Source organism: Cognatilysobacter xinjiangensis (assembly GCF_014651995.1).
In the GTDB taxonomy this organism is placed as follows: domain Bacteria; phylum Pseudomonadota; class Gammaproteobacteria; order Xanthomonadales; family Xanthomonadaceae; genus Cognatilysobacter; species Cognatilysobacter xinjiangensis.
Window position 1 is genome coordinate 119,301 of the sequence record NZ_BMXY01000002.1, and the last position, 26,285, is coordinate 145,585.

At 70.6% G+C, this 26,285-nt stretch carries 23 protein-coding genes and 1 riboswitch; of the genes, 13 read left to right on the top strand and 10 right to left on the bottom strand.

Annotation, left to right across the window (positions count from 1 at the left end; translation table 11 throughout):
• Positions 1 to 101: 101 nt before the first annotated feature.
• From imuA to IE066_RS09070, 3 genes are read left to right on the top strand one after another with little or no spacing between them, the layout of a single operon-like run.
• Positions 102 to 722 carry a translesion DNA synthesis-associated protein ImuA gene (gene imuA / locus IE066_RS09060; RefSeq protein WP_189449120.1) on the top strand — a complete coding sequence of 207 codons (621 nt, stop codon included), beginning with the start codon at positions 102 to 104 and terminating at the stop codon, positions 720 to 722.
• A gap of 1 nt (position 723) precedes the next feature.
• A complete protein-coding gene (locus IE066_RS09065) occupies positions 724 to 2,139 on the top strand; it encodes a Y-family DNA polymerase (RefSeq protein ID WP_189449122.1) in 1,416 nt (471 codons plus the stop codon).
• A 3-nt stretch (positions 2,140 to 2,142) separates the two neighbouring features.
• Positions 2,143 to 5,289, top strand: a complete 3,147-nt coding sequence (locus tag IE066_RS09070; protein ID WP_189449124.1) for an error-prone DNA polymerase — start codon at positions 2,143 to 2,145, stop codon at positions 5,287 to 5,289.
• A gap of 16 nt (positions 5,290 to 5,305) precedes the next feature.
• On the opposite strand, the gene IE066_RS09075 is transcribed toward IE066_RS09070, so the two are convergent.
• Entirely contained in the window at positions 5,306 to 6,301 is a 996-nt protein-coding gene (locus IE066_RS09075; protein WP_189449126.1) for an aldo/keto reductase, read from the bottom strand.
• 150 nt (positions 6,302 to 6,451) lie between these two features.
• Here IE066_RS09075 and IE066_RS09080 point away from each other — a divergent pair, with 150 nt between their 5' ends.
• On the top strand, positions 6,452 to 6,883 hold the full coding sequence (locus IE066_RS09080) for an antitoxin Xre/MbcA/ParS toxin-binding domain-containing protein (protein WP_189449128.1): 432 nt from the start codon (positions 6,452 to 6,454) through the stop codon (positions 6,881 to 6,883).
• Positions 6,884 to 6,887: 4 nt separating this feature from the next.
• Here IE066_RS09080 and IE066_RS09085 read toward each other — a convergent pair whose 3' ends face one another.
• The 3 genes from IE066_RS09085 to glmS all read right to left on the bottom strand — a co-directional run bounded on the left by IE066_RS09085 (position 6,888) and on the right by glmS (position 9,532).
• On the bottom strand, positions 6,888 to 7,088 hold the full coding sequence (locus IE066_RS09085) for a hypothetical protein (protein WP_189449130.1): 201 nt from the start codon (positions 7,086 to 7,088) through the stop codon (positions 6,888 to 6,890).
• 9 nt (positions 7,089 to 7,097) lie between these two features.
• Positions 7,098 to 7,415, bottom strand: coding sequence for a YkgJ family cysteine cluster protein (locus IE066_RS09090; RefSeq protein ID WP_189449132.1), 318 nt, complete (start codon positions 7,413 to 7,415; stop codon positions 7,098 to 7,100).
• 284 nt (positions 7,416 to 7,699) lie between these two features.
• Complete coding sequence (gene glmS / locus IE066_RS09095) at positions 7,700 to 9,532, bottom strand: glutamine--fructose-6-phosphate transaminase (isomerizing) (protein ID WP_189449134.1); 1,833 nt, start codon at positions 9,530 to 9,532, stop codon at positions 7,700 to 7,702.
• 175 nt (positions 9,533 to 9,707) lie between these two features.
• On the opposite strand from glmS, the gene IE066_RS09100 reads away from it, so the two are divergent.
• The 6 genes from IE066_RS09100 (at position 9,708) to IE066_RS09125 (ending at position 17,043) form a co-directional block, all read left to right on the top strand.
• Positions 9,708 to 10,982, top strand: a complete 1,275-nt coding sequence (locus tag IE066_RS09100) for an efflux RND transporter periplasmic adaptor subunit (RefSeq protein ID WP_189449136.1) — start codon at positions 9,708 to 9,710, stop codon at positions 10,980 to 10,982.
• A gap of 37 nt (positions 10,983 to 11,019) precedes the next feature.
• Positions 11,020 to 11,733, top strand: a complete 714-nt coding sequence (locus tag IE066_RS09105; protein WP_189449138.1) for an ABC transporter ATP-binding protein — start codon at positions 11,020 to 11,022, stop codon at positions 11,731 to 11,733.
• Between the two features lie 10 nt (positions 11,734 to 11,743).
• The gene (locus IE066_RS09110) at positions 11,744 to 13,054 is read left to right on the top strand and encodes an ABC transporter permease (RefSeq protein WP_189449140.1); all 1,311 of its coding nucleotides are present in this window, start codon (positions 11,744 to 11,746) and stop codon (positions 13,052 to 13,054) included.
• Between the two features lie 12 nt (positions 13,055 to 13,066).
• Positions 13,067 to 14,290 carry an ABC transporter permease gene (locus tag IE066_RS09115; protein ID WP_189449142.1) on the top strand — a complete coding sequence of 408 codons (1,224 nt, stop codon included), beginning with the start codon at positions 13,067 to 13,069 and terminating at the stop codon, positions 14,288 to 14,290.
• A gap of 79 nt (positions 14,291 to 14,369) precedes the next feature.
• A complete protein-coding gene (locus tag IE066_RS09120; RefSeq protein ID WP_189449144.1) occupies positions 14,370 to 15,701 on the top strand; it encodes a sigma-54-dependent transcriptional regulator in 1,332 nt (443 codons plus the stop codon).
• Between the two features lie 37 nt (positions 15,702 to 15,738).
• Entirely contained in the window at positions 15,739 to 17,043 is a 1,305-nt protein-coding gene (locus IE066_RS09125) for a sensor histidine kinase (protein ID WP_425488932.1), read from the top strand.
• Between the two features lie 16 nt (positions 17,044 to 17,059).
• Here the strand turns inward: IE066_RS09125 and cfa are convergent, their stop codons facing one another.
• The 3 genes from cfa to glmU form a co-directional block, all read right to left on the bottom strand.
• Positions 17,060 to 18,223, bottom strand: coding sequence for a cyclopropane fatty acyl phospholipid synthase (cfa, locus tag IE066_RS09130; RefSeq protein WP_189449146.1), 1,164 nt, complete (start codon positions 18,221 to 18,223; stop codon positions 17,060 to 17,062).
• 137 nt (positions 18,224 to 18,360) lie between these two features.
• The gene (locus IE066_RS09135; RefSeq protein ID WP_229790756.1) at positions 18,361 to 18,789 is read right to left on the bottom strand and encodes a GNAT family N-acetyltransferase; all 429 of its coding nucleotides are present in this window, start codon (positions 18,787 to 18,789) and stop codon (positions 18,361 to 18,363) included.
• A complete protein-coding gene (gene glmU / locus IE066_RS09140; protein WP_189449148.1) occupies positions 18,786 to 20,156 on the bottom strand; it encodes a bifunctional UDP-N-acetylglucosamine diphosphorylase/glucosamine-1-phosphate N-acetyltransferase GlmU in 1,371 nt (456 codons plus the stop codon). Before glmU ends, IE066_RS09135 begins: the two co-directional genes overlap by 4 nt.
• A 104-nt stretch (positions 20,157 to 20,260) precedes the next feature.
• On the opposite strand from glmU, the gene IE066_RS09145 reads away from it, so the two are divergent.
• The 3 genes from IE066_RS09145 (at position 20,261) to IE066_RS09155 (ending at position 23,240) form a co-directional block, all read left to right on the top strand.
• Positions 20,261 to 22,255, top strand: a complete 1,995-nt coding sequence (locus IE066_RS09145) for a hypothetical protein (protein ID WP_189449150.1) — start codon at positions 20,261 to 20,263, stop codon at positions 22,253 to 22,255.
• Positions 22,252 to 22,635, top strand: a complete 384-nt coding sequence (locus tag IE066_RS09150; RefSeq protein ID WP_189449152.1) for a GtrA family protein — start codon at positions 22,252 to 22,254, stop codon at positions 22,633 to 22,635. Before IE066_RS09145 ends, IE066_RS09150 begins: the two co-directional genes overlap by 4 nt.
• A gap of 113 nt (positions 22,636 to 22,748) precedes the next feature.
• Complete coding sequence (locus tag IE066_RS09155; RefSeq protein ID WP_189449155.1) at positions 22,749 to 23,240, top strand: hypothetical protein; 492 nt, start codon at positions 22,749 to 22,751, stop codon at positions 23,238 to 23,240.
• Positions 23,241 to 23,292: 52 nt separating this feature from the next.
• On the opposite strand, the gene IE066_RS09160 is transcribed toward IE066_RS09155, so the two are convergent.
• The 3 genes from IE066_RS09160 to IE066_RS09170 form a co-directional block, all read right to left on the bottom strand.
• Complete coding sequence (locus tag IE066_RS09160; protein ID WP_189449156.1) at positions 23,293 to 23,670, bottom strand: DUF6694 family lipoprotein; 378 nt, start codon at positions 23,668 to 23,670, stop codon at positions 23,293 to 23,295.
• 34 nt (positions 23,671 to 23,704) lie between these two features.
• A complete protein-coding gene (gene btuB / locus IE066_RS09165; RefSeq protein ID WP_189449158.1) occupies positions 23,705 to 25,528 on the bottom strand; it encodes a TonB-dependent vitamin B12 receptor in 1,824 nt (607 codons plus the stop codon).
• A 113-nt stretch (positions 25,529 to 25,641) separates the two neighbouring features.
• A riboswitch (cobalamin riboswitch) is annotated at positions 25,642 to 25,871 on the bottom strand.
• Between the two features lie 46 nt (positions 25,872 to 25,917).
• Positions 25,918 to 26,283 carry a TfoX/Sxy family protein gene (locus IE066_RS09170; RefSeq protein ID WP_189449160.1) on the bottom strand — a complete coding sequence of 122 codons (366 nt, stop codon included), beginning with the start codon at positions 26,281 to 26,283 and terminating at the stop codon, positions 25,918 to 25,920.
• Positions 26,284 to 26,285 lie beyond the last annotated feature (2 nt).

The window sequence follows — 26,285 nt, forward strand, 5'->3', positions numbered from 1 at the left end:
CAAGCGGCTGGCACCGCCTTCACATCTGTTAGTAATATTACTAACAGCATGAACGTTTCAGCCGTACATCCGACCCTTGGGTCCTGCCGGAGGCGGGGCTGATGGGCGAGGTGCATGCGCTCGATACGCTGATGCGCGAACGCCCGGTCTGGCGCGGACGTTCGCCGGCGCCCGTCCGCGACGGCGTGTCCACCGGCCATGCGCGGCTCGACGCGGCACTGCCGGGGCAGGGCTGGATCGCGCAGGGGCTCAACGAGATCCTGCTGCCCGACGCGGGGCTGGGCGAGCTCGAACTGGTCTGGCCGGCGCTGGCGAGGCTGGCGTCGACGAACGCGCCGGTGGTGCTCGTCGCGCCGCCCTACGTGCCGTATCCGCCGGCCTGGCATGCGGCGGGCGTGCGGCTGGACGCGCTGCACGTCGTCCACGCCGACCCGCGCGATGCGCTGTGGGCGGCCGAGCAGTGCATGCGCTCGGGCAGCTGCGGCGCCGTGCTGTGCTGGCCGTCGACCGACGACGACCGCCCGCTGCGCCGCCTGCAGGTGGCGGCTGAGGCCGGGCGCTGCCTCGGCTTCGCGTTCCGGCCCGCGCGCGCGGCGCTGAACCCGTCGCCGGCGCCGCTGCGCATCGCGCTGGAAGCCAGCCCGGTGCGGCAGTTGCGCGTGCTCAAGTGCCGCGGCGCGAATCCGCCACCGTGGCCGCTCGCCTTCCCGCGGGAGGCCTGAGATGCACTGGCTCTGCGTCTTCCTGCCGCAGCTCGCGCTCGACGACGTGCTGCGCCGCCTCGACGACCCGCTCGAGCCGGTCGCGCTGGTGAGCGGGCCGCGGCAGCGGCGTGTGCTGCACGCGGTGAACGCGGCGGCCCGCGAGGCGGGCCTGCGGCCGGGCCTGACGATGGCGGCCGCGCAGGCGCTGGGCGTGCGCTTTCGCAGCGCCGACCATGACCCCGACGCCGCCGAGCGCTGCCGTCGCCTCGTGGCCGCCTGGGCCTATGGCTACAGCTCGCAGGTCAGCCTCGACCTGCCGCATGCGGTGCTGCTGGAGATCGGCCGCAGCCGGCGCCTGTTCGGTGGGTGGGCGCAACTGGCGCCGCGGTTGTCGGCCGAACTGCAGGACATGCACCTGCGCCATCGGCTGGTGGCCGCGCCGAACCCGTGGGCCGCGCGACTGCTGGCGAACGTGCACGCGAGCCTGGCGGTCGATGCGCAGACGCTGCCGGCCGCGCTCGATGCCCTGCCGGTGGCGCGCAGCGGGCTCGCCGGGGAGGTGCGCAAGGCGCTCGCGCGCATGGGCTTGCGAAGGCTCGGCGAACTGCGACGCCTGCCGCGCGCGTCGATCGGGCGGCGCTTCGCATCGACGGTGCTCGACCATCTGGACCGCGCCTACGGGCTGCGGCCCGAGCCCCTGATCGCCTACCGGCCGCCGGACGTGTTCGAGGCGCGCATCGAGTTCGACCACGAAGTCGAATCGAGCCAGGCGTTGCTGTTCCCGCTGCGCCGTCTCACCGCCGACCTCGCGGCCTTCCTGCGCAGCCGCGACGGTGGCGTGCAGCGCTTCGTGATCCGACTGGAGCACGAGCGCGGCGGCGACAGCGACGTGGTCGTCGGCCTGCTCGCGCCCGAGCGCGAGGCCGGGGCGCTGTTCGACCTCGCGCGTACGCGCATCGAGCGTGCGCAGGTGCCGGCGCCGGTGCGCGGCATGCGCCTGCGTGCCGACGACCTGCCGCGCTTCGTGCCCGATGCGGGCGATCTCTTCGCATCGCAGGCGCGTCCGCAATTGCCCTGGCTGCAACTGCGCGAGCGGCTGCGCGCGCGGCTCGGCGATGCGGCGGTGCGGCCGGTGGTCTGGCGCGCCGACCATCGGCCCGAATGCATCCTGCTCGACGGCCCGCCCGTCGACCCGCGCATCCGCGCAGTACCGCGGCCCGGCTGGCTGCTGCCCACGCCCACGGCCTGCCGCGAGCGCATCGAGCGCCTGGTCGCCGGGCCCGAGCGCATCGAGTCGGGCTGGTGGGACGACGGCGACGTTCGCCGCGACTACTACGTCGCCGAAACGGTGGATGGGCGACGCATCTGGCTGTTCCGCGAGGCCGGCGACCTCGCCGGCGACGGGCCGGTCTGCGTGCACGGACTGTTCGGTTGAGCCATGACGAACGCCGTTGCCGAACCGCTGCCGGGCTATGCCGAGCTGCATTGCCTGTCGGATTTCAGCTTCCAGCGCGGCGCGTCGACCGCGCTCGAGCTGTTCCTGCGCGCGCGGCGCGAAGGCTATGCGGCGCTGGCGATCACCGACGAATGCACGCTCGCCGGCATCGTGCGTGCGCTGGAGGCCTCGCAGAAGACCGGCGTGCCGCTGATCGTCGGCAGCGAGATGGCCATCGAAAGCGGCCCGCGCTGCGTGCTGCTGGTGGAGAACGCGGCCGGCTACGCGGCGCTGTCGGGCCTGATCACCGATGCGCGGCGTCGCGCGCCCAAGGGGCGTTACCGCCTGCTGGCCAGCGACTTCGAACGCCCGCTCGACGGGCTGCTCGCGCTCTGGCTGCCCGGTGACGAACCCGACGCCTCACAGGCGCGCTGGCTCGCCGAACGATTCCCGTCGCGCTGCTGGATCGCCGTCGAGCTGCACTGCGGCGCCGACGATGCGGCGCGGCTGCGGCAACTGCGTGCGCTGGGCGACACGCTGGGCCTGCGCTGCGTCGCCAGCGGCGACGTGCACATGCACCAGCGCGGGCGTCGCACGCTGCAGAACGTGATGACCGCGATCCGCCTCGGCGTGTCGCTGCGCGAGGCCGGCTATGCGCTGTTCCCGAACGGCGAGCGCCACCTGCGCAGCCGCGATGCACTGGCGTCGCTGTATCCGCCGGAGCTGATGGAGGAAACGCGCCGCATCGCCGCGCGCTGCCGCTTCGACCTCGCCCGCGACCTCGTCTACGACTATCCGCACGAAGTGGTGCCCGACGGTCATACCGCCACCAGCTGGCTGCGCGTGCTGGTCGACGAGGGCATCGAGTCGCGCTGGCAGGATGCGCCGCCGGACCACGACGAGCGGCGCGAAACGAAGGCGCTGCTCGACAAGGAGCTCGCGCTGATCGAAGAACTCGAGTTCGAGAAGTTCTTCCTCACCGTGCACGACGTGGTCCGCTTCGCGCGCGGCCGCGGCATCCTCTGCCAGGGGCGCGGCTCGGCGGCCAATTCCGCCGTCTGCTACGCGCTGGGCATTACCGAGCTGCGGCCCGGCCATTCGAACCTGCTGTTCGAGCGCTTCATCTCGCGCGACCGGCGCAACGAGCCGCCGGACATCGATGTCGACTTCGAGCACGAGCGCCGCGAGGAAGTCCTGCAGTACGTGTTCAAGCGCTACGGCCGCGAGCGTGCCGCGCTGGCCGCGGTGGTGATCCGCTATCGCGGGCGCAGTGCGGTGCGCGACGTCGGCCGCGCGCTGGGCCTGCCCGAGGACCAGATCGGCGAGCTGGCGCGCACGCTCGACCGCTGGAGCGCGGAAGGCCCGATGCCCGATTACCTGCGCGAGCGCGGCTTCGATCCCGATGCGCCGCTGATGCGCCGGCTGATCCGCCTGACCACGCAGCTGATCGGCTTTCCGCGCCATCTCTCGCAGCATCCCGGCGGCTTCCTGATCTCGGAGCGCCCGCTCTCCACGCTGGTGCCGGTGGAGAACGCGGCGATGGACGACCGCACCGTCGTGCAGTGGGACAAGGACGACATCGAAACCATGAAGATGCTCAAGGTCGACTGCCTCGCGCTGGGCATGCTGACCTGCATCCGCAAGACGGTCGAGCTGCTCGACGCCGTCGGCCGCCGCCGCGTGACGCCCGCGGCCATCATGCTCGACGACCACCACACCGAGGCCGGCCGCCGCGTGTTCGAGATGGTCCGCGCGGCCGACACCATCGGTGTGTTCCAGATCGAATCGCGTGCGCAGATGGGCATGGCGCCGCGCATGAAGCCCGCCACGTTCTACGACCTGGTGATCCAGATCGCGATCGTTCGGCCGGGGCCGATCCAGGGAAACATGGTGCAGCCCTACCTCAAGCGCCGCATGGGACAGGAGGCCGTCACCTATACGAAGGACGAGCTGCGGCCGATCCTCGAACGCACGCTCGGCGTGCCGCTGTTCCAGGAACAGGTGATGCAGATCGCCATCACCGCAGCGGGCTATCGACCCGAGGAAGCCGACCAGCTGCGGCGCTCGATGGCCGCGTGGAAGCGCAACGGCAGCATCGAATCGCATCGCGAGAAGCTCACCGCGGGCCTGTTGCGCAACGGTTATCCGCCGCAGTTCGCCGAGGACATCTTCAACCAGATCCTCGGCTTCGGCAGCTACGGCTTCCCCGAATCGCATGCCGCCAGCTTCGCGATCCTGTGCTGGCAGAGCGCCTGGCTCAAATGCCACGAGCCCGCCGCCTTCGCCGCCGCGCTGCTCAACTCGCAGCCGATGGGTTTCTATTCGCCGAGCCAGATCGTGCAGGACGTGCGTCGCCATGGCATCGAAGTGCGGCCTGTCGACATCCGCTACAGCGACTGGGACTGCACGCTCGAGTTCCACACCGCGCCCGACGACCTGTCGCGCCAGCCCGCGCTGCGGCTGGGCCTGCGGCTGGTCGATGGTTTCAACCAGGGCGCCGCGCAACGCATCGGCGAGGCGCGCCGCCTGCGCGCGTTCACCGACGCGACCGACCTGTGCACCCGCGCCTCGCTCGACATGCGCGAGCGCGGGCTGCTCGCCGATGCCGGCGCCCTCAAGAGCCTGCTCGGCCATCGCCACAAGGCGCGCTGGGCGGTGGCGGGCGTGGAGGTGCAGCGGCCGCTGTTCGAGGCCGCCACTCCGGAGGCGCCGGTCGCGCTGCCGCTACCCAGCGTCGAGGAGGACGTGCGCACCGACTACGACATGCTCGGCCTCACGCTGGGCCGCCATCCACTCTCGCTGCTGCGGCCTGCGCTCACCCAGCGCCGCTACGTGCGCTCGCGTGACCTCAGGCGCATGGCCAACGGGCGCGTGGTCGCCTTCGCCGGCCTGGTCACCCTGCGCCAGCGGCCCGAGACCGCCAGCGGCGTGACCTTCCTGACGCTGGAGGACGAGGACGGGCTGGTCAATGCGGTGGTCTGGCGGCACGTTGCCGAGCGATTCCGGCGAGCATTGTTGGAATCGAAGCTGATGCTGATCCACGGCCACCTCGAATCGCAGGACGGCGTGCAGCACGTCATCGCCAGGCGGCTTGCGAACATCGGCGAGCTGCTCGGGCCGCTGTCGACGAGTTCGCGCGACTTCCACTAATCGCCAAGGCGATCTGTCAGAGGTTGACCTTCGCCATCCCGTCCGCCGGATAGCGCGTGCCGGCCACCGGATGCGCGTCGAGCACCGCAGCGATGCGCGCGATCTCGCTGGCGTCCAGTGCGATGAAGGCGGCCTGCGCGTTCTCGTCGAGGCGTTCGATCCGGCGCGTGCCGGGAATCGGCACGATGTCCTCGCCCTGCGCCAGCAGCCAGGCGAGCGCGAGTTGCGCGGGCGTGCAGCCGCGCGCCTGCGCGAGGTCCGTCACGGCGTCCACCAGTGCGCGGTTGAGCGCGGCATTGGCCTCCTGGAAGCGTGGGTGGTTGCGGCGCGCATCGTTCTCGGCGAGGCCGTCGGCGGCAGGCACCGCGCCGGTGAGGAAGCCGCGGCCCAGCGGGCTGTAGGGCACGAAACCGATGCCGAGTTCGCGGCAGGTCGGCTGCACGTCGACCTCGACGTCGCGCGACCACAGCGAGTACTCGCTCTGCACCGCGGCGATCGGATGCACCGCATGCGCGCGGCGGATGGTCGCCGCCGACGCCTCGGACAGACCGATGTGCCGCACCTTGCCGGCCTCGACCAGGCGCGCCATCGCGCCCACCGTCTCCTCGATCGGCACACTGGGATCGACGCGGTGCTGGTAGTAGAGATCGATCGTCTCGATGCCCAGTCGCGCGAGGCTGGCGTCGCAGGCTTCGGCCACGTACCGCGGCGAGCCATCGATGCGCAGCATGCGGCCGTCCGGCGCGCGAACGTTGCCGAACTTGGTCGCCAGCACCGCGTCGTCGCGGCGCGTCTTCAGCACCTTGGCCAGCAACTGCTCGTTGCGGCCGACGCCGTACATGTCGGCGGTATCGAGGAAGTCGATGCCACGGTCGAGTGCGTGGTTGAGCACGGCGAGGTTGGCCGCCTCGTCGCTCGGGCCGTAGAAGTCCGACATGCCCATGCAGCCGAGCCCGATCGCGGAGACGGTCAGGCCATTGCCGAGGCGGCGGCGGGGGAAGGCAGGACTCATGGGCGGTCTCCGGGAAAACCAGAACGCTACAGGCCGCGCCGTAATGCGGAGGCAGCAGCGGCGCTGCCAGCATGAACCGTGGCTGACGAAAGAGCGCCGTGGAGCCGACGTTATACGCCGCCCTCATCGGCCGCTGGCCACGATCGCGGGATGGGGGAATCCACGTCACTTCACCTGCTCGACGGCCGCACGTCCGCGCATGCGCTGACCTACGGCATGCTGCGCGCCTCGCGCACGCTCGAGCTCGACGACCAGCTTCTGCAGTTCATCCTGGCGACCGATGCCGACATGGTCACGCGCCTGCTGGGCAGCCAGTCGGTGCTGGAGCCGGACTCGCCCGAAGGCCAACGCGCGCTGCGGCTGGTGCGCCTGCATCGCGCCCTGGGGGACGTCTTCGGCTCGGCCGAGCGCGTCCATCGCTTTCTCGACACCGTCGAGCCGGAACTCGGGGACACGCCGCGGGCGCTGTTGCGCACCGTGGACGGCATCGAACGCGTGCTCGCGCACGTGGAACGCGACGTGCGCGATTCGCTGGATCCGGGCTTCGCCGGCGCGCTGGCCGAGCAGGGCGCGATGCGCTGACGCGTTACTCGGCGGCGGGCTTTTCCGCCGCGTCCGCCAGCCGCTTGAGCGTGACGGTGGTGCCCAGCACCTCGATGTGGCCGCCCCCGGCGGCGAAGGTCTCCATGTCCTGCGCGATGCGCTCGCTGGTGAGCTCGCGCGATGACTCCGGCCTGCGCCCGGAAGCGGCATTGGACGGGAAGCGAAGCGTCGTCTTGGTCGACATCGGATCTCCTCAGACCAGCGTTAGCGCGATCGGGCGCGTGTAGAAGTGGGCATAGTCCTCGCGGACCGCCTCGCAGTACGGGCCGCCCATGGTGAACTTGCGACAGACCTGCGGCCGCGATTCGTAGATCGAGCAGCACATGCGCGCGGCGTCGATCGCCACGCACCAGCCGTCCTCGTCGCGCGCCATCACGGTAAGCCCGGATGTCGTGGTGTCGGTCAGGTGCTCGGGTATGCCGTCCTCGGGCTGCACCACCACGGTGAGGCGGCAGCAGACGGCATCGCAGCTCGAACACACGGGCGCATCGGACTGGACCTGCGCGTTCATGCAGGCACCCGCCCGTGCGCGATGCGCGCGCAGCCGTAGGGGCGGAGGGACGGGGCGGAGTCGGGCATGGTGTTGCTCCCGGAAGGGCGTCCGCGGCGGGACGCGTGGGAGGAGCGACACGGGCGGCCAAGGGCCGGGCGCAGCGCGCGAAGGAACGTTTGCCGTCCCATCCTACGCCCTGCTTGCGACGGCGACGAACCGCGCATCGCACGGTGGGCGATGCGTTCAGGTCCGCACACCGAAAAAAACGCCGATGCGATGCGCGCATCGGCGTGCCTTGCGGCCTATTCCACGGTGACGGACTTCGCCAGGTTGCGCGGCTTGTCGACGTCGGTGCCGCGTGCGAGCGCGGCGTGGTAGGCCAGCAGTTGCACGGGGATCGCGTGCACGATCGGAGAGAGCACGCCCACGTGGCGAGGCGTGCGGATCACGTTGACCTGTTCGGACTCGCCGAACTGGCTGTCGGCATCGGCGAACACGAACATCTCGCCACCGCGCGCGCGCACTTCCTGAATGTTGGACTTCACCTTCTCCAGCAGTGCGTCGTTCGGCGCGATGACGACCACCGGCATCGCCTCGTCCACCAGCGCGAGCGGCCCGTGCTTGAGCTCGCCGGCCGGGTACGCCTCGGCGTGGATGTAGGAGATTTCCTTGAGCTTGAGCGCGCCTTCCAGCGCGATCGGGTAATGCACGCCGCGGCCGAGGAACAGCGCATGCTGCTTGGGCGCGAAGCGCTCGCTCCAGGCGACGATCTGCGGCTCGAGGTTCAGCGCGTGCTGCACGCTGCCCGGCAGCTGGCGCAGCGCGTCGATGTAGCCGGCTTCCTGCGCGGCATCGAGGCGGCCCTGCAATTTCGCGATCGTGCAGGTCAGCGTGAACAGCGCGACCAGCTGCGTGGTGAACGCCTTGGTCGAGGCCACGCCGATCTCCGCGCCGGCGCGGGTGTAGTACACCAGCCGGCTCGCGCGCGGTATCGCGCTCTCGGGCACGTTGCAGATCGACAGCGTCTTCGCATGGCCGAGCGACTTGGCGTACTTGAGCGCCTCCATCGTGTCGAGCGTCTCGCCCGACTGCGAAATGGTGACGATCAGGTTCTTCGGGTTCGCATGGGCTTCGCGGTAGCGGTACTCGCTCGCGATCTCGACGCTGCAGGGGATCTTCGCGATCGACTCGATCCAGTAACGCGCGGTCAGGCCGGCGTAGTAGCTGGTGCCGCACGCGAGGATCTGCACGCCCTCGACATCGCGCAGCACGTCCTCCGCGCCTTCGCCGAACAGCGATGCCCCGAACGCGCCGTTGTCCATCAGCGCTTCGATGGTGTCGGCCACCGCGCGCGGCTGCTCGTGGATCTCCTTCTGCATGAAGTGCCGGTACGGGCCGAGTTCCAGCGAGGCGAGCGAGACGTCGGAGACGTGAACCTCGCGTTCGATCGGGGCATTGGCCGCGTCGAACACGCGCACCGACTCGCGGGTGACGTCGGCGGTATCGCCTTCCTCGAGGAAGATCACCCGGCGCGTGGCCTGCACGATCGCGGACACGTCGCTGGCGACGAAGTTCTCGCCGTCGCCCAGGCCCACCAGCAGCGGGCAGCCCATGCGCGCGGCGACCAGGCGCCCCGGCTCGCGCTTGCTCACCACCGCGATCGCATACGCGCCGTGCAATTCGCGCACCGCCGCCTGCACTGCGGCGAGAAGGTCATGGCCGCCGCGCTGGTGGAAGTGGATGAGGTGCGCGATGACCTCGGTATCGGTCTGCGACTCGAACGCATAACCTTCCGCGCGCAGTCGTTCGCGCTGCTGCTCGTGGTTCTCGATGATGCCGTTGTGCACCACCGCCAGTTCGCCGAACGACACGTGCGGATGCGCGTTCGATTCGGTGACGCCGCCGTGCGTGGCCCAGCGCGTGTGGCCGATGCCCAGCTGCGCATGGAAGCCTTCCTGCTGCGCGGCGGCCTCCATCTCGGCCACGCGCCCGGTGCGGCGCACGCGGCGCACGTCATCGCCGTCGAGCACCGCGATGCCGGCGGAATCGTAGCCGCGGTATTCGAGCCGCTTGAGCCCGTCGATCAGGACCGGAACCACATCGCGATCCGCGATCGCACCAACGATGCCGCACATGGGGAAGCTCCTCGGACAAGGCGGCTAGTGTAGCGGCGGGGCGCGTCCGGCGGCGGACGCGGACACTGTCCGCGGACGGCGTCCGTTCGGGTTTGGTCCTTGCCGATCAATGGCTTGCGATTGGCACGATGCGTGCTTACTGCCGTTATCGACCGCCCGCACCGAACCACCCGCCATGGCCATCCGCGACACCTCCGGACAGGACGTCCGCGTCTCCACCGCCCAACCCGGCCGCGGCCGGCGGCGCCTGCTGCTCATCGGCGGCCTGGCCGCGCTGGGCCTCGTGCTCGCCTTCGGCGTCGCCGCGCGCTTCACCGGCTCCCGCTCGGTCGACGTGCAGCGCCTGCGCATCGCCGAGGTGACCCGCGGCACGCTGGTGCGCGACGCCTCGGTCAACGGCCGCGTCGTCGCTGCCGTCAGCCCCACGCTCTATTCGCCGGTGGCCGCCACCGTGGCGTTCGAGAAGCGCGCCGGCGACACGGTGAAGAAGGGCGAGGTGATCGCCCGGCTGATTTCGCCCGAGCTGCAGAGCGAACTCGCGCGCGAGCGCTCCACGCTGCAGCAGCTGGAAGCGCAGTCCGGCACCGCGCGCATTGCCGCCTCGCGCAGCCGCCTGGACGCCAAGCGCGAGGCCGACGAGGCCGCGATCGCGCTGCAGGCGGCCGAGCGCGACCTCTCCCGCATCGAACGCGGCTTCAAGGGTGGCGCCCTTGCGGAGATCGACTACCTGCGCGCGCAGGACGCGCTGAAGAGCGCGCAGGTGCGGCACCGCAATGCGGTGCGGGCCGCCCAGCTCACTGGCACCAGCGCCGGCTTCAGCGTGCAGACCAGCGCCGAGGAAGCGCAGCGCCAGCGCCTGGTGGTGGCCGAGATGCAGCGCCGCGTCGCCGAGCTCGAGGTGCGCGCACCCATGGACGGCGTGATCGGCACCACGCTGGTGGCCGACCGTGCGGTGGTGCCGGCCAATACGGCCATTCTCACGGTGGTCGACCTGTCCAGGCTCGAGGTCGAGCTGGAAGTGCCGGAGACCTATGCCGAGGACCTTGGCCTGGGCATGACCGCGCAGGTGCAGATCGGCGCGACGACCGCGAACGCGACGATCTCGTCGATCTCGCCCGAAGTGGTGAACCGCCAGGTGCTCGCCCGCGTGCGCTTCGCCGACAGCAAGCAGCCGCCGGGCCTGCGCCAGAACCAGCGCGTCACCGCGCGCGTGCTGATCGAGGAGCGCCCGAACGTGCTGATGGTCGAGCGCGGCCCGTTCGTCGACCAGGGCGGTGGCCGCTACGCCTACTTCGTGGACGGCGACAGCGCGGCGAAGCGCCCGATCCGAGTCGGCGCGACCAGCATCTCCAGCGTCGAGATCCTCGACGGCGCCAAGCCGGGCGACCGCATCGTCGTCGCCGGCACCGACCTCTTCGGCGACGCCGAAAAGATCTCCCTCTCCCAGTAAGTCCTCCACCGGATCCCCGCAGCCAAGGACCCCCGACATGCTCCGCATGACCCAACTCAGCAAGGTCTACCGCACCCACATGATCGAGACCCACGCGCTGCGCGGGCTCGACATCCACGTCCGCGAGGGCGAGTTCGTCGCGGTGACCGGCCCGTCCGGCTCGGGCAAGACCACGTTCCTCAACATCGCGGGCCTGCTGGAGGACTTCACCGGTGGCGAGTACATGCTCGACGGGGTCGACGCGCGCGGGCTCAACGACAACCAGCGCTCGAAGCTGCGCAACGAGAAGATCGGTTTCATCTTCCAGGGCTTCAACCTGATTCCCGACCTCAACCTGTTCGACAACGTCGACGTGCCGCTGCGCTACCGCGGCCTGGCGTCGGCCGAGCGCAAGCGCCGCATCGAGCAGGCGCTGTCGCAGGTAGGGCTGTCCTCGCGCATGAAGCACTTCCCGGCCGAGCTCTCCGGTGGCCAGCAGCAGCGCGTTGCGATCGCGCGTGCGCTGGCCGGCAGCCCGCGCCTGCTGCTGGCCGACGAGCCCACCGGCAACCTCGACTCGCAGATGGCGCGCGGCGTGATGGAGCTTCTCGAGGAGATCAACGCGCAGGGCACGACGATCGTGATGGTCACGCACGATCCGGAACTCGCCGCGCGTTCGCAACGCAACATCCACATCATGGACGGCGTCGTCACCGACATCAGTGCGGTGTCCGCGCTGCACGCCGTCACCCACGCCGCCGCGCAGGCCTGAGGACGACGCCATGTTCGCCTACTACCTGAAACTCGGCTTCCGCAACCTGCGGCGCAACCCGGTGCTGACCGCGCTGATGGTGCTGACGCTCGCGGTCGGCGTGGCCGCCAGCATGTCCTCGCTCACGCTGCTGCACGCGATGAGCGGCGACCCGATCCCGCAGAAGTCCGACCGCCTGTTCGTGCCGCTGCTGGACAACGCGCCCACGCAGCAGCCCGAGCCCAGCCCCGATCCGCCGGACCAGCTCACCTACCGCGATGCGGTCGCGCTGCATAACTCCGGCAAGGCGCCGCATTCGACCGCCGTGCTCGGCCTGAGCGGCGGGATCTCCACCGGCAAGCCCGGCGATCGCCCGCAGCTGGTGCAGGGCGTCGCGGTGAACGACGACTTCTTCTCGATGTTCGACGTGCCGTTCGCCCAGGGCGGCGCCTGGTCGGCGTCGGACGACGCGCGCGGCGGCGCGGTGGCGGTCATTTCCCGCCAGCTCGCCTCGCGGCTGTTCGGCGACGGCGAGGCCGTCGGCCGCACGCTGCGCTTCGACAACCGCGAGTACCGCGTCGCCGGCGTCATCGACCGCTGGAACCCGCTGCCGAAGTTCTACCGGCTGGTCGGCGGCAATACCTACGAGTTCGAGGACATCTTCCTGCCGTTCAACCACGCCATCGCCAACGAGATGGACCCGAACGGGAGCGTCAACTGCAACGTCAACGGCGACATCGAGCCCGGGTACAAGGGCCTGATGAACTCCGAATGCGTGTGGGTGCAGTTCTGGGTGGAGCTCGCCCGGCCGGGCGACCGCGCGGCGTTCGCGCAGTACCTCGACGACTACGTCAACGAGCAGAAGAAGCTCGGCCGCTTCGAGCGCCCGCTCAACAACCGCCTGTACGACGTAATGCAGTGGCTGGAGCAGCAGGAAGTGGTGGGCGACGACAGCCGCCTGCAGACCTGGCTCGCATTCGGATTCCTTTTGGTGTGCCTGGTCAATGTGATCGGCCTGCTGCTGGCGAAGTTCACCGCGCGCAGCGGCGAGATCGGCGTGCGCCGCGCGCTCGGCGCGCCGCGTGCGGAGATCTTCAAGCAGTACCTCACGGAGTCGGGCGTGATCGGTGCGATCGGCGGCGTGCTCGGGTTGGCGCTCACCTTCGGCGTGCTCGCGTTGATGGCGAGCCAGTCCAGCCGCATCCGCGCGATCGCGCATGTCGATACGACGATGCTCGTCACCGCGCTGGGCCTGGCGCTCGTAGCCAGCCTCCTCGCCGGCCTGCTGCCGACCTGGCGCGCCTGCCAGGTGCGCCCGGCCGTCCAGCTCAAGTCGCAGTAAGCGGAGAACGCCATGGAAATCCGTCCCATCCTGTCCGCGCTGCTGCGCAGCAAGACCGGCGCGGTGCTGATCGCCGCGCAGATCGCGCTCACGCTCGCGATCATCGCCAACGCGCTGTACATCGTGAACGACCGCATCGAGCGGTCGAACCGACCCGCCGGCATCGACGAGGCCAATACGTTCTTCATGACGCTCGGCGGCATCGGCGATATTCCCGACACGGAGGCGATGCAGAAGCGCGACGTCGAGGTGCTGCGAGCGATCCCGGGTGTCGTCGATGCCGCGTGGATCAACCAGTACCCGATGACGCAGAGCGGCTGGAACCTCGGGCTGACCACCACGCCGCAGGATCCGAACTCGGGCATCGCCGGCGCCACCTACTTCACGCCCGACTCGCTGACCAGGTCGATGGGGGTGAAGATCATCGAGGGCCGCGACTTCACGCCCGACGAGGTGCGCACGGTCGATCCCGAGAGCGGGCAGCTGGCCGCCGGCAGCGTGATCCTCACGCAGCAGATGGCCAAGAAAATCTGGCCCGATGCGACGCGCTACGTGGGCCGCGAGGTGACGCTGGGTTCCGGCGCGGAAGCCGAACCGATGCGCGTGGTCGGCGTCGTCGAGCGCCTGATGACGCCGTTCGCGCAGAGCAGCGACAACGCCTGGAACAGCTTCGTTCTCCCGGTGCGCTACCTCGTCAGTGACGGCACGTATGTCGTGCGTACGCAGCCCGGCCAGCAGGCGCGGGTGATGCGCGCCGCGGAAGACGCGCTGGTCAAGCTGCGCGACGACCGCGTGCTGATCGCCAGCCGCTCCGGCGAGGAGATCCGCGCGCGCCGCTACCAGAACGAGAAGTCGGTGGCGGGCATGCTGATCGGCGTCACGGTCGGCCTGCTGCTGGTCACCGGCAGCGGTATCGTCGGCCTCGCGAGCCTGTGGGTGACGCAGCGGCGCAAGCAGATCGGCGTGCGTCGCGCGCTGGGGGCGCGCAAGGTCGACATCCTGCGCTACTTCCTGGTCGAGAACGCGATGATCACCACCATCGGCGTGGTCATCGGCCTCGCGCTCGCGCTCGCGCTGAACCAGGTACTGGTGAGCACGATGGAGCTGCCGCGCCTGCCGCTGGCCTACCTCGGCTACGGCGTGCTGGCGCTGTGGGGCTTGGGCATACTGGCGGTGTACGGGCCGGCGTCGCGCGCGGCCGCGGTCCCACCGGCGATCGCCACGCGCAGCGCCTGATGTCCGCAGGGGAACGCATGTCCAATCGTCCACGTCGTGCCCGCCGGGCGGGCACGGCTCCGCGCAGAGCGATGCACTGATGGCCCGCGTGCTCGTCATCGACGACAACCCGGCGGTCGCCACCGCGCTCGACGTGCTGTTCTCGCTGCACGACATCGAGACGCTGAGCGCGACGACGCCGGACGCGGGCCTCGCGCTGCTGGACCGCGAGGCGGTCGACCTCGTCGTGCAGGACATGAACTTCCATGCCGACACCACCTCGGGCGAGGAAGGCCGCGCGCTGTTCGCCGAGATCCGGGCGCGCCATCCGGACCTTCCGGTGATCCTGCTCACCGCATGGACGCACCTGGAGGCCGCGGTCGACCTCGTGCGCGCCGGCGCGGCCGACTACCTCGGCAAGCCCTGGGACGACCGCAAGCTGCTGGCTTCGGTCAACAACCTGCTGGAGCTGTCGCAGGCGCGGCAGGAGATCGGCCGTCGCCTGCAGTCGGAAAAGCGCCGGCGCGAAGCGCTCACCCGCGAGTTCGACCTGCGCGACGTGGTGTTCGCCGATGCCGCGACCGAGGCCGCGCTCTCGCTCGCCTGCCAGGTCGCGCGCTCGGACCTGCCGGTGCTGATCACCGGCCCGAACGGCGCCGGCAAGGAGAAGTTCGCCGAGATCGTGCACGCCAATTCCGCCGCGAAAGCCGGGCCGTTCGTCGCGCTCAACTGCGGTGCGCTGCCGGGCGAACTGATCGAGGCCGAACTGTTCGGCGCGGAGGCCGGCGCCTACACGGGCGCCATCCGCGCGCGCGAAGGCAAGTTCGAAGCCGCCGGCGGCGGCACGCTGTTCCTCGACGAGATCGGCACGCTGTCGCCGGCCGGGCAGGTGAAGCTGCTGCGCGTGCTCGAGACCGGGCGTTTCGAGCGCCTCGGCGGCAACCGCGAGCGCAGCGTCAAAGTACGCGTGGTCAGTGCGACCAACGCGGACCTGCCGGCGATGATCGCCGCCGGCCAGTTCCGGCAGGACCTCTTCTACCGGCTCAACGCGGTCGAGGTGCGCGTGCCCGCGCTTGCCGAGCGCCCCGACGACATCCTGCCGCTCGCCCGTCATTTCCTGCCGCGCGGCCGGCGTTTCTCGGGCGACGCCGAGCGCGCGCTGCTCGCGCATGCCTGGCCCGGCAACGTGCGCGAACTGCGCAACGTGGTGCAGCGCGCGGCGCTGCTGTCGCGCGGCGATGCGATCGACGCGGCCGACCTCGGCCTGCCCGCGGCGAGCGTGGTACCCGGTGGCGACGAACCCGACCGCGTGGCCATCGAGGCAGCGCTCACGCGACATGCGGGCGTTGTCGCGCAGGCCGCCTCCGAACTCGGGCTGAGCCGGCAGGCGCTGTACCGGCGCATGGAGCGCCTGGGGATCGCGCGCGCATGAGGACTGCAGGCGTGCCGGGGAGAGCGACATGCGCTGGCTGCAACGCATACCGCTGACCGTGCGCTTCACGCTGATGGCGGCGCTGCATGCGCTGCTGGCGGCCGCGCTCGCCATGCTGCTCTACCGCTTCGTGCTGCACCACGTGGCGCCGTCGGTGCTGCTCGCCGTGCTGCTCGACCTGCCGTTGCTCGCCTATCACGTTCGCCGCATGCTGGCGCCCGCGCATTCGCTGTTTCGTGCGCTCGCCGGCACCGTGGCCAGCTATCGCGACGGCGATTTCAGCTTCGGCCTGAAATGGGACGGCGGCGGCGAGCTGCGCGAACTCGTCGACAGCCACAACGCGCTCGGCGACGTGCTTCGCGAGCAGCGCACCGCGCTGGTGCAGCGCGAGCTGCTGCTCGACACGATGGTGCAGAACACGCCGGTGGCGATGGTGCTGGTCGGGCCGTCGGGCCACATCGTGCACGGCAACCTCGCCGCGCGACGGATGCTCGGCGAAGGGCGGCGGCTCGAGGGGCGCGGCTTCGACGAACTGCTGGTCGACGCGCCCGATGCGCTGCGCGACGCGTTCGAGCGCGGCGGCGATGCGATGTTCACCGTCGGCGACGCCGACGACGAGGACGTCTACCACCTCTCGCGGCGCCAGTTCCGCCTCAACGGCCGTCGCCACGAGCTGGTGCTGCTGCGCCAGCTCACCGCCGAACTGCGCCGGCAGGAAGTGCAGACCTGGAAGAAGGTGATCCGCGTGATCAGCCACGAGCTCAACAACTCGCTGGCGCCGATCGCCTCGCTCGCGCATTCGGGCGCCGAGCTGCTGCGGCGTGGACAGCACGAGAAGCTGCCGATCGCGCTGGCCACCATCGAGGAGCGCGCGCGGCACCTGGAAGGTTTCATCCGCGACTACGCACGTTTCGCCAAGCTGCCGGCGCCGCGGCTGGAACCGGTGGAGTGGACGCGCTTCATCGCGCAGCTGCGCTCGCAGGTGGGCTTTCGCGGCGCGACTGAGGTCGAAGGCGTGGTACGCATCGACGTGGCGCAAATGGAGCAGGCACTGCTCAACCTGCTCAAGAACGCGCACGAGTCCGGCTCCGCGCACGAGGACGTGGAACTCGTACTGCGACGCCTGCCCGATGCCTGGCGCGTCGAGGTGCTCGATCGCGGCCACGGCATGAACGAGGCGGTGCTGGCGAACGCGCTGCTGCCGTTCTACTCGACCAAGCGCAACGGCACCGGCCTCGGGCTCGCACTCGTGCGGGAGATCGCCGAGGCGCATGGCGGGCGCGTGTCGCTGGCCAACCGCGAGGGCGGCGGGCTCTGCGTGTCGATGACGCTGCCGGCCTGACCGCCCGACTGCGCGGTCAGCGCACCGCCGCGTAGCCGCCCGGCACGCCGTCGGGCGACAGCACAAGCTGCCAGAGCTGCGCCTGCCGGGTGCGGAACACCGCCATGCTCGCGGCGAGATAGAAGCGCCACATGCGGCGGAAGCGTTCGTCGTAGCGCGCCGGCAGGCTCGGCCAGGCACGCTCGATGTTCGCGCGCCAGGCCTGCAGCGTGCGGTCGTAGTCGGGGCCGAAGCCATGCCAGTCCTCCATCACGAACAGGCCCTCGAACGCCTGCGTGATCTGCGCGGCCGAGGGCAGCATCGAGTTGGGGAAGATGTAGCGGCCGATCCACGGATCGGTGGCGCGTACCGACACGTTCGAGCCGATGGTGTGCAGCAGCGTCAGCCCGTCGGGCGCGAGGCAGCGACGCACGGTATCGAAATAGCGGCGGTAGTTGCGCAGGCCGACGTGCTCGAACATGCCGATCGAGAACACGCGGTCGTAGCGGCCGTCGAGCTCGCGGTAGTCCTGCAGGCGGATCTCGACCGGCAGACCGCGGCACAGCTCGCGCGCGAGTGCTGCCTGTTCCTTCGAGATGGTCACGCCGACGCCACTCACGCCGTAGCGCTCGGCCATGAACTTCAGCGCCTCGCCCCAGCCACAGCCGATGTCCAGCACCTTCATGCCGGGTGCGAGCTCCAGCTTGCGCGCGATGAGGTCCAGCTTGGCTTCCTGCGCCTCGTCGAGCGTCGCCGCACGCGCCCAGTAGCCGCAGCTGTAGACCATGCGCTCGCCCAGCATCGCGCGGAACAGGTCGTTGCCGAGGTCGTAGTGCACGCGGCCGACGCGCCGCGCGCGGCGGCGCGACTGCATGTTCAGCAGCGTGGCGCGCGCCACGGTCCACCAGGCGTCCAGCCCGTGCACGCGTTCGTGCAGGCGCGCGCGCATCAGCCGGGTCAGCAGGCCGTCGAGGTCGTCGGTCTCCCAAGCGCCATCCATGTAGGTCTCGCCGAGGCCCAGCGAGCCGCGGCTCAGCACCTCGGTGAAGAAGCGCGGGTCGCGCACGCGCAGGTCGGTGGGCGCCGTGCCGTCCAGGCGCACGCCGGCGGAGGCGAGCAGCTCGGCGACGCGTCGGCGCAGGCGGTCGGGGGCGGGACGTCGGGCGACGACGTCTTCGGCGGCATGCGGAGAAAGGGCCATGGATCGCACCTGCACCGGAATGACGACGGTTCCTGCGGCGCGGCCGCACCGCGGGGCCGCGCCGGAGCGGATCCTGTCTCGCCCGTGGCGGCCGCCGTCGAGTGTGCGTGAAGAACGTAAAGACGCCGCGATGAAGGCTAGCTGGCGCCGGCGTAGACGCCCGGCGCGTAGCGCTCCATCAGCGAATCGGGATGCGCGGGTGGCGCGAACCCGTAGCGGGCGTAGAGGCCGTGCGCGTCGCGCGTGGCCAGCATGAAGCGGCGCAGGCCCTGCAGGCCCGGGTGCGCGAGCACGGCGTCCATGAGGCGCGCCGAAATCCCGTGTCCGCGCGCGTCTTCGAGCACGAACACGTCGGCGAGGTAGGCGAAGGTGGCGCAGTCCGTCACAACGCGTGCGAACGCGACCTGTCGATCGCCGAGGTAGCCGGAGAAGCAGAGCGAGTGGTCGAGCGCGCGCTCCACGACGTCGCGAGGAATGCCGGCCGCCCAGTACGACTCGCGCGACAGCCAGCCGTGCACGACGTCCACGTCGACCGCGTCACGGCCGATGCGGATGTCGACGGTCACTTGCGCGTCTTCACCGGCCGCTGCCAGCCCGGCAGCGTGACCTGCCGCGCGCGGGCGAGCGTGAGCTCGCCTTCCGGCGCGTCGCGGGTGATCACCGAACCGGCCGCGATGGTCGCGCCGCGGCCCACCGTCACCGGCGCCACCAGCGCGCTGTTGGAGCCGATGAAGGCTTCGTCCTCGATCGTCGTGCGGTGCTTGTTGGCGCCGTCGTAGTTGCAGGTGATGGTGCCGGCGCCGACGTTGACCTTGGTGCCGATCACCGCGTCGCCCACGTAGCTCAGGTGGTTGGCCTTGCTGGCCACGCCCATCACGGTGTTCTTGGTCTCGACGAAGTTGCCGATGTGCACGCCGTCGGCGAGCACGGTGCCCGGGCGCAGCCGCGCGAACGGGCCGATCTGCGCGGCGCCTTCGACCACCACGCCCTCGAGGTCGCAGTGCGCACGCACCTCGGTGCCGGGACCGAGCTTGACGTCCTTGAGCCTGCAGAACGGCCCGATGCGCACCCCGTCGCCGAGCTCGACCTCGCCTTCGAGGATCACGTCGACGTCGATCTCCACGTCCAGCCCCACGCGCACCACGCCGCGCTGGTCGAAGCGATCCGGGTCGACGATGCTCGCGCCCGCCACGCACAGCGCCTGCGCGCAGCGGCGCTGCAGCGCGCGCTCGAGCTGCGCGAGCTGCCAGCGGTCGTTGGCGCCCTCGACCTCGACGGGGTCCTCCACCAGCACGATCTCGGCCGGGCTGAACTCGTCGGCCGCGGCGGCGAACACGTCGGTGAGGTAGTACTCGCCCTGCGCGTTGTCGTTGGACAGGTGCCCCAGCCAGCGCCGCAGCGGCTCGGCATCGGCGACGAGGATGCCGGTGTTGACGGTGGTGATCTCGCGGTCGTCGTCGCTGGCGTCCTTGTGCTCGACGATGCGCGCCACCTTGCCCGCGGCGTCGCGCACCACGCGGCCGTAGCCGGTGGGATCGTCGAGTTCGGTGGCGAGCATGGCGATCCGGCCTTCGGCTTCGAGCAGGCGCTCGAGCGTCTCGGTGCGGATCAGCGGCACGTCGCCGTAGAGCACCAGCACGCGCGCGTCCTGCTCGACCTGTGGCATCGCCTGCACGACGGCGTGGCCGGTGCCGAGGCGTTCGGCCTGCTCGATCCAGTCGAGGTCGTCCTGGCCTTCGAAGGCGTCGCGCACCTGCTCGCCGCGATGGCCGTAGACCACGTGGATTCCGGCGGGCTCGAGGGTGCGCGCGGTGTCGACGACGTGCTGCAGCATCGGCACGCCCGCCACCGTCTGCAGCACCTTCGGTTTCGCGGACTTCATGCGCTTGCCTTCGCCGGCAGCGAGGATGACGACGTGGAGCGGCGCGGCCATGGCGGATCCGGAAAGCGGGAAAGCGTCGATTCTAGCGGCGACGCGCAGGCGCGGCGGTCAAGGCGCACATGCGACGCGCGCGGCGACTGCTTACCATGCCGCGCGTGCAGACCCCGACCCTTTCCACGACGCCCGGCGTCCCGTTGCAGCGACGCCTCGTCGAGGCGGGCCTGCTCGCCTGCGCGGCCGGCCTCGTCATCCACCGCACCTGGGTGGAACTGCCCGCGGGGCGTTTCGGCGAATCGCTCGCGCTCGCGCTGCTGTGGCTGGGCCTGGCCTGGGTGCTGCGGCGCGTACGCGCGATGCGCATGGCCGACGCCATGGCGATCGTCGGCCTGCTTGCGCTGGTCGCGATGGCCGGGCCGCTGCCGGTGCTCGCGACCGTGTTGCTGGCTGCGGGCGCGATGGCGATCGGCAGCCTGTTCGTGTGCGACGCAGCGCTCGCGTTCGTCGTCGGCGCAGGCGTCGTTGCCGGCGTCGTCGGCTGGCTGCTGCCGCTGCCCGTGCATCGCGCGTGGCTCTACGCGCCGCTGCTGCTGGCGCTGGTGTTCGCACGCCGGCGCGTACTCGCCGACATGGCGCGCACATCGCTGGCCGAGTGGCACGCGTCGGTGCACGCGTCGCCCCGCGTCGCCGCGGCCGGGATGCTCGCACTCGGGCTCGCGTCGGCCGGTGCTTGGCTGCCGACGATGCAGTACGACGACCTCGCGTATCACCTCGGCCTGCCCTGGCAACTGCTGCGCAACGGGCGCTACGCGCTCGACACCTCCATGCAGGCCTGGGCACTCGCACCATGGGCGGGCGACGTGCTGCAGGGCATCGCGCAGGTGCTCGCACGGGCCGAAGCGCGCGGTCCGCTGGATACCGCGTGGCTGCTCGCGTCGGCCGCGTTGGTCGCGCGCATCGCCGGGCGCCTCGGCGCGCCCGTCGAATTCCGCTGGATGGCCGTGGCCTTGCTCGCGACACTGCCGCCCGTCACCGCGCTTCTCGGCGGCATGCAGACCGAGCTCCCGGCGATGGCCGCGATGCTGGCGCTGCTCGCACTGGCCACGCGCGACGAGCCACGCGGCCTGCTCGCCGTGGGCGTGCTGGCGGGTTTTCTCGGCGGGCTCAAGGCGATGCATCCGCTGGCCGCGATCGGGCTGGTCGCGATCGCCGTCGCGCGGACCGCACGCGGGCGTGGCGTCGTCACCCCGCTGCTGGCCGTCGCGCTGGCGCTCGGCATCGCCGCATCGAGCTATGCGACGGCGTGGCGCATCTGCGGCAATCCCGTGCTGCCGCTGTTCAATGACGTGTTCCTCTCGCGCTGCTTCGCGCCGACCGCGTTCAACGACGCGCGCTGGCAGGCGCTGCCCGGCCTGCCGCTGCCGTGGTCGATGACCTTCCTGACCGGGCGTCATCTGGAGGCCTTCGACGGCGGCCTGGGCATGTTGCTCATCGCACTGGCGGGTGCGGCCTTCGCCGCGCTGTTCGACCGCCGTACGCGCTGGCCGGCGGTCGCCGGGTTGCTGGCGGTCGTACTGCCGATGACGGTGATCGCGTATGCGCGCTACGTCGTCCCGGGCATCGTGGTGATGCTGCCGGTGGTGGTGGCCACCCTCGTGCGGCTGTACACACGGCGCACCGCGCTGGTGATGCTCGCGGCGCTCTGCGTGCTCGACCTCGCGTACCAAGCCAATGCGAACTGGATGCTGCATACCGGTGCGATCAAGCGTGCGGTCGGCGCACTGGGCCGCGATGCGCCGCTGTTCGACCGCTACGTGCCCGAGCGCAGCCTCATCGACGCGATCCGCCGCCGCTGGCCGGATGCGCGCGTGCTCGACCTCGGCGACGCCAGCCACGCCGAACTCGCCGGCAACGGCCTCACCACCACCTGGTACGCACCGGTCCTGCATGCGGACGCGCTAGCCGCCGACCAGGACGCGACCGGCGCCGTCTGGGCACGCTTGCTGCAGGCGCGTGAGGTCGACTTCGTGCTGCTGCGCGCCAAGGACGCCACGCCGGCGCGGCGCGCCGGCCTCGCGCGTGCGGGCGCCCACCGCGCGATGACCGCCGGGCCTGTAGAGTGCTGGCGCCTTGCACGCGACGCATCCGAATGAGCCTGAGTCGACAGAGCCGTGCCTACCTCACGATCGGCCTCGTGCAGTGGCTGGTCGACTGGGCTGTGGTGGTCGCGCTCAGCCACGCCGGCATGCTGATCGAGCCCGCGAACGTGGTCGGTCGCGTCGCCGGCGCGATGCTCGGCTTCTGGATGAACGGCCGCTTCACCTTCAACGGCGAGGAAACCGCACTGGGCGGTACGCAGTTCCGTCGCTTCGCGCTGATGTGGGTCGGCACGACGATCCTGAGTACGTGGGCGCTTGGCGCCATCGACGATGTCATCGGCCTGCATTGGGCCTGGCTGGCCAAGCCCGCCGTCGAATTCATGCTCGGCGTGATCGGCTTCGTGCTGTCGCGCCACTGGGTCTATCGCCGCTGAGTCCCGAGCGGACTTGAGCGGCCGTTCATCGCCGCTTCGCTACATCTTCCACGGCCGGTGCGATCCGGCCGGCCGTCGCCGCGGGCGGAGCGCGGCAGAGGGAGGAAGAGGCGATGCACCTACGTCACGGGGCGCCTGTCGAGCTGTGGCAGGCGCTGGTATCCGAAGCCGCCGAGCGCGCGGGGTGCGCGCACGACGAGTCGCGCGAGAGCTATCTCGTCTTCATGCTGCTGCGCCACCAGAAGGACGGCCAGCTGCTGACGCGAACGCAGGCACTCGACTGGCTGCGTGCGCATGCGCAGGCCGGGCGGCTGCGCGACCAATCGCTGCGCGAGGTGGGCGACCGCTGCCTGCTGATCGCCGGCCTGTACCCCGCGCTCGCCGAGCGCCGGCGGGTCGACGTCGGCTACTTCATGGATCTCGGCCGCAGCGCGTACCTCGGCATCGCCGACGCCGGCCGCTCGGCGTATGCCGCGCTGTTCCGTCAGCTCGCCGCGGGCTACGAGGACCTCGTGTGCACGCTGCGCGCCGTGCGCCCCGACATGGTCGGCATGCGCATCGACTTCGAGCGCCTTGCGCTGATGCCGGCACCCGGCCGGCGCTGAAACGAAGACCGCCGGCGCGAGGCCGGCGGTCGGTTGACGCGAAAGCGAAGGTCTACTGCAGCTCCGCCGGTGTCGGCAGAACGGGTACGACCTCCGTCCTTTCAATCTGCGCAGTGCCCACGCGCTCGCCATACTCGATGATCTCGTCGGCCGTCATGCCGGCGACGCGCTCTTTGATTCTCGCGATTCCCAGGCTGTGCATTTCCGGGTGATCGACGACGTCGCTCGCGGTCTTAACGCCTGCCAAATTGATCTTGAGCATGGCCTCCAGCAGCTTTTGCTTCTTCGACGCGTTGCTGGACGCCACCATGCGCTTCCAGCTCGCCTCCGCCGCCGCGTCCGACGATGCATCGAGCCGCACCGGCTCTGCTGCGTGCGCCGTTGTTGCGATAAGCATCGCCAGCATGGCGACGAGAACCCGCTTCTTCATGATCGATCCTCCGTGACGCCGCGTTCCTGCGGCCCTAGCGCGACGGAGCATATCGCAGCGTCACGAACAGGCCGCGGCCGGGCTGGCGGTAGAACTCCACGGTCTCGTAGTCGCGATCGAACAGGTTCTCCACGCGGGCCTGCACACGCCAGTCGGCATTGAAGGCGTACTCGGCGCGCAGGTCGAACGTGGCGAAGCCGCCGAGCCGGCGCGTATTGGCGAGGTCGTCGTAACGCTCCCCTTCGCCGGACGCGGTGACGCCGAGCCTGAACGCACCGAACTCGCGATCGAGGTCGAGGCGCGCGCTCTGGCGCGCACGACGCGGCAGCGTGTGCACGTCGCCCGCGACCGTACGGTTGTCGGCATCGACCCAGCTGAGGCTCGCGTTGGCGATCCATCCCGCGATCGTCGTATCGCCGCCGAGCTCGGCGCCGCGCAGGCGCGCTCGCTCGATGTTCTCGGGGCGACGCGTGAGCGAGCTGTAGGCGATGAGGTCGTCGACGTCGGTCTGGTAGACGTCCAGCCGCAGGTTGGCGACCTTGGACTTCCAGGACAGCCCGCCCTCGACGGTGCGCGCGCGTTCCGGTGAGAGTTCGGGGTTGCTGTAGCCGAACGGGTAGTAGAGCTCGTTGAACGTCGGCGCCTTGAACGCGGTGCCGGCGCCGAGGGTCAGGCGCCAGTCGCGCCCGAGGTCGAAGCCGATGGCGAGGTTGCCCGTGTCGTGCTCGCCGAACTGTTCGTTGTCGTCGCGGCGCGCGCTGGCCTGCAGGTCGAAGGCGCCGAAGTCGCCCTGGTACTGCAGGAAGCCTGCGCGATCGATGCGGCGCACGCGGACGTATTCGGTGGTGCTGCTCACCTGGTCGCGCTGCCACTCGGTGCCCGCGCTCAGGCGCTGGCCGGCCGCAAGAACGAAGTCGCCCTGCAGCGACACGGTGTCGCGGTTGCTGGCGAAGTCGCCGGCGAACACGTCGTCGCTGAAGTTGTCCGAGGCATCGCGGTTGCGGCCGGCCTGCGCGCGCAGCGATGCGCGCTCGGCGAGCTTCCACGTCAGCCCGGCGCCGGCGACCTGCTGCACCGTCTTCGAGCGGTTGTAGTAGCCGTCGTATTCGTTGTCGCCCTCGGCGCGCAGCGCGTTGCCGTCCAGCGTGAGGCCATCAACGAGCTCGACGCCTGCACGCAGCGACACGGAGTCGCGCGTGTAACCGTCGCGATCGGGCTCGTCGGCGAAGCAGCCGCCGCTGAAGGATGCGCGGCAGGAGTCGTAGCCGCGCGTCTGCTGGCGTGCGGCGTCGATGCCGAACCAGCCGCGGCCGATGCGGCCGCCGAGGCCGGCACCGGCTTCATAGGTATCGCGGCTGCCGGCACCCAGCGAGAAGCGCGGCGACACCGCGCCCGCGTCGCGACGGGTGAAGATCTGGATGACGCCGCCGATCGCCTCGCTGCCGTACAGGCTCGAGCGCGGGCCTCGCACGATCTCGATGCGCTCGATCAGCTCGACCGGGATGTCCTGGAACGAAACGAGGCCGGACGTCGCCGAGCCCATGCGCACGCCGTCGACCAGCACCAGCACGTGGTCGGATTCGCTGCCGCGCAGGAACAGCGTGCTGAGCTTGCCGAGGCCGCCCTGGTTGCCGATCGACACGCCGGCGCGGCCGCGCAGCAGGTCGGGCAGCGAGCGCGCCTGGCTGCGCTCGATCTCCTCGCGGTCGATGACCTCGACGGCGGCGAGCACGTCGCGCACGGCGATCGGCGTGCGGTTGGCGGTCACCACGACCTCGTCGAGCGGGTCGGTGGCGTCGGCAAGGGCAGGCATGGCGAGCGCGGCCAGTACGGCCGCGGAAAGGATTCGGAACGTCATCGGTACAGCACTCCAGCGGGCACGGCCCCACGCCGTGCGTGAAAGGGAGTCGCGTGGAGAGGCACGAACGGAGCGACGGCGGGCGTCGAGCCGCCGCGACGCCCTCCGCATCGCAACCAGTCGACTTCCAGGCCGGTCTCCGGGCTCGCGAGCTGGATGGCGATGCCATCCGTCCTTTGGCGCCTTCCCGTGACGTGGTCACAGTGGCCGATGCCGTGGAACGACTCGCTTACCGTTGCGGGGGCAGCGCCGGACTGGCGGATCGTGTCGATCGCGCGTCACCGGCTTCCCGTTTCAACCCGGCGCCGGACGGCGGCGGGTCACCTGAAAGCGGCGTGGAGTCTACGGGAAAGACGCAGCGCGTGCGTGGCCCGCGGCACGCGATGCGATCAGAACGAGAGTTCGTTCCTTTCCTCGGAGGCCGCCGGGATGTCCTGCGCATCGCCCATGGTGAGCGTGACCGCCGACGCGGCGGGCATGCGGCGCGCCGACGGCAGCAGCGCGGCGCCGGCCTGCGCCTGCGCGGCGAGTTCGACGCGGCGGTCCATCGCGACCTGCTGCCAATGGCAGCCGAGCAGCGCGCCTTCCAGCGCGTAGAGCAGGTTGAGGCTGGGCTTGAAACCGGCGCGCTTGACGCGCAGGTAGGCGTCGACCGCGCCGATGGCGTTGACGTCGTCCCACGTGCGCAGGCCGACCTGTCGCAGCCACGCGGCCGACTTGCCGCCGATGTTGAGCAGTTTCGGCGCGTCGGTCATGG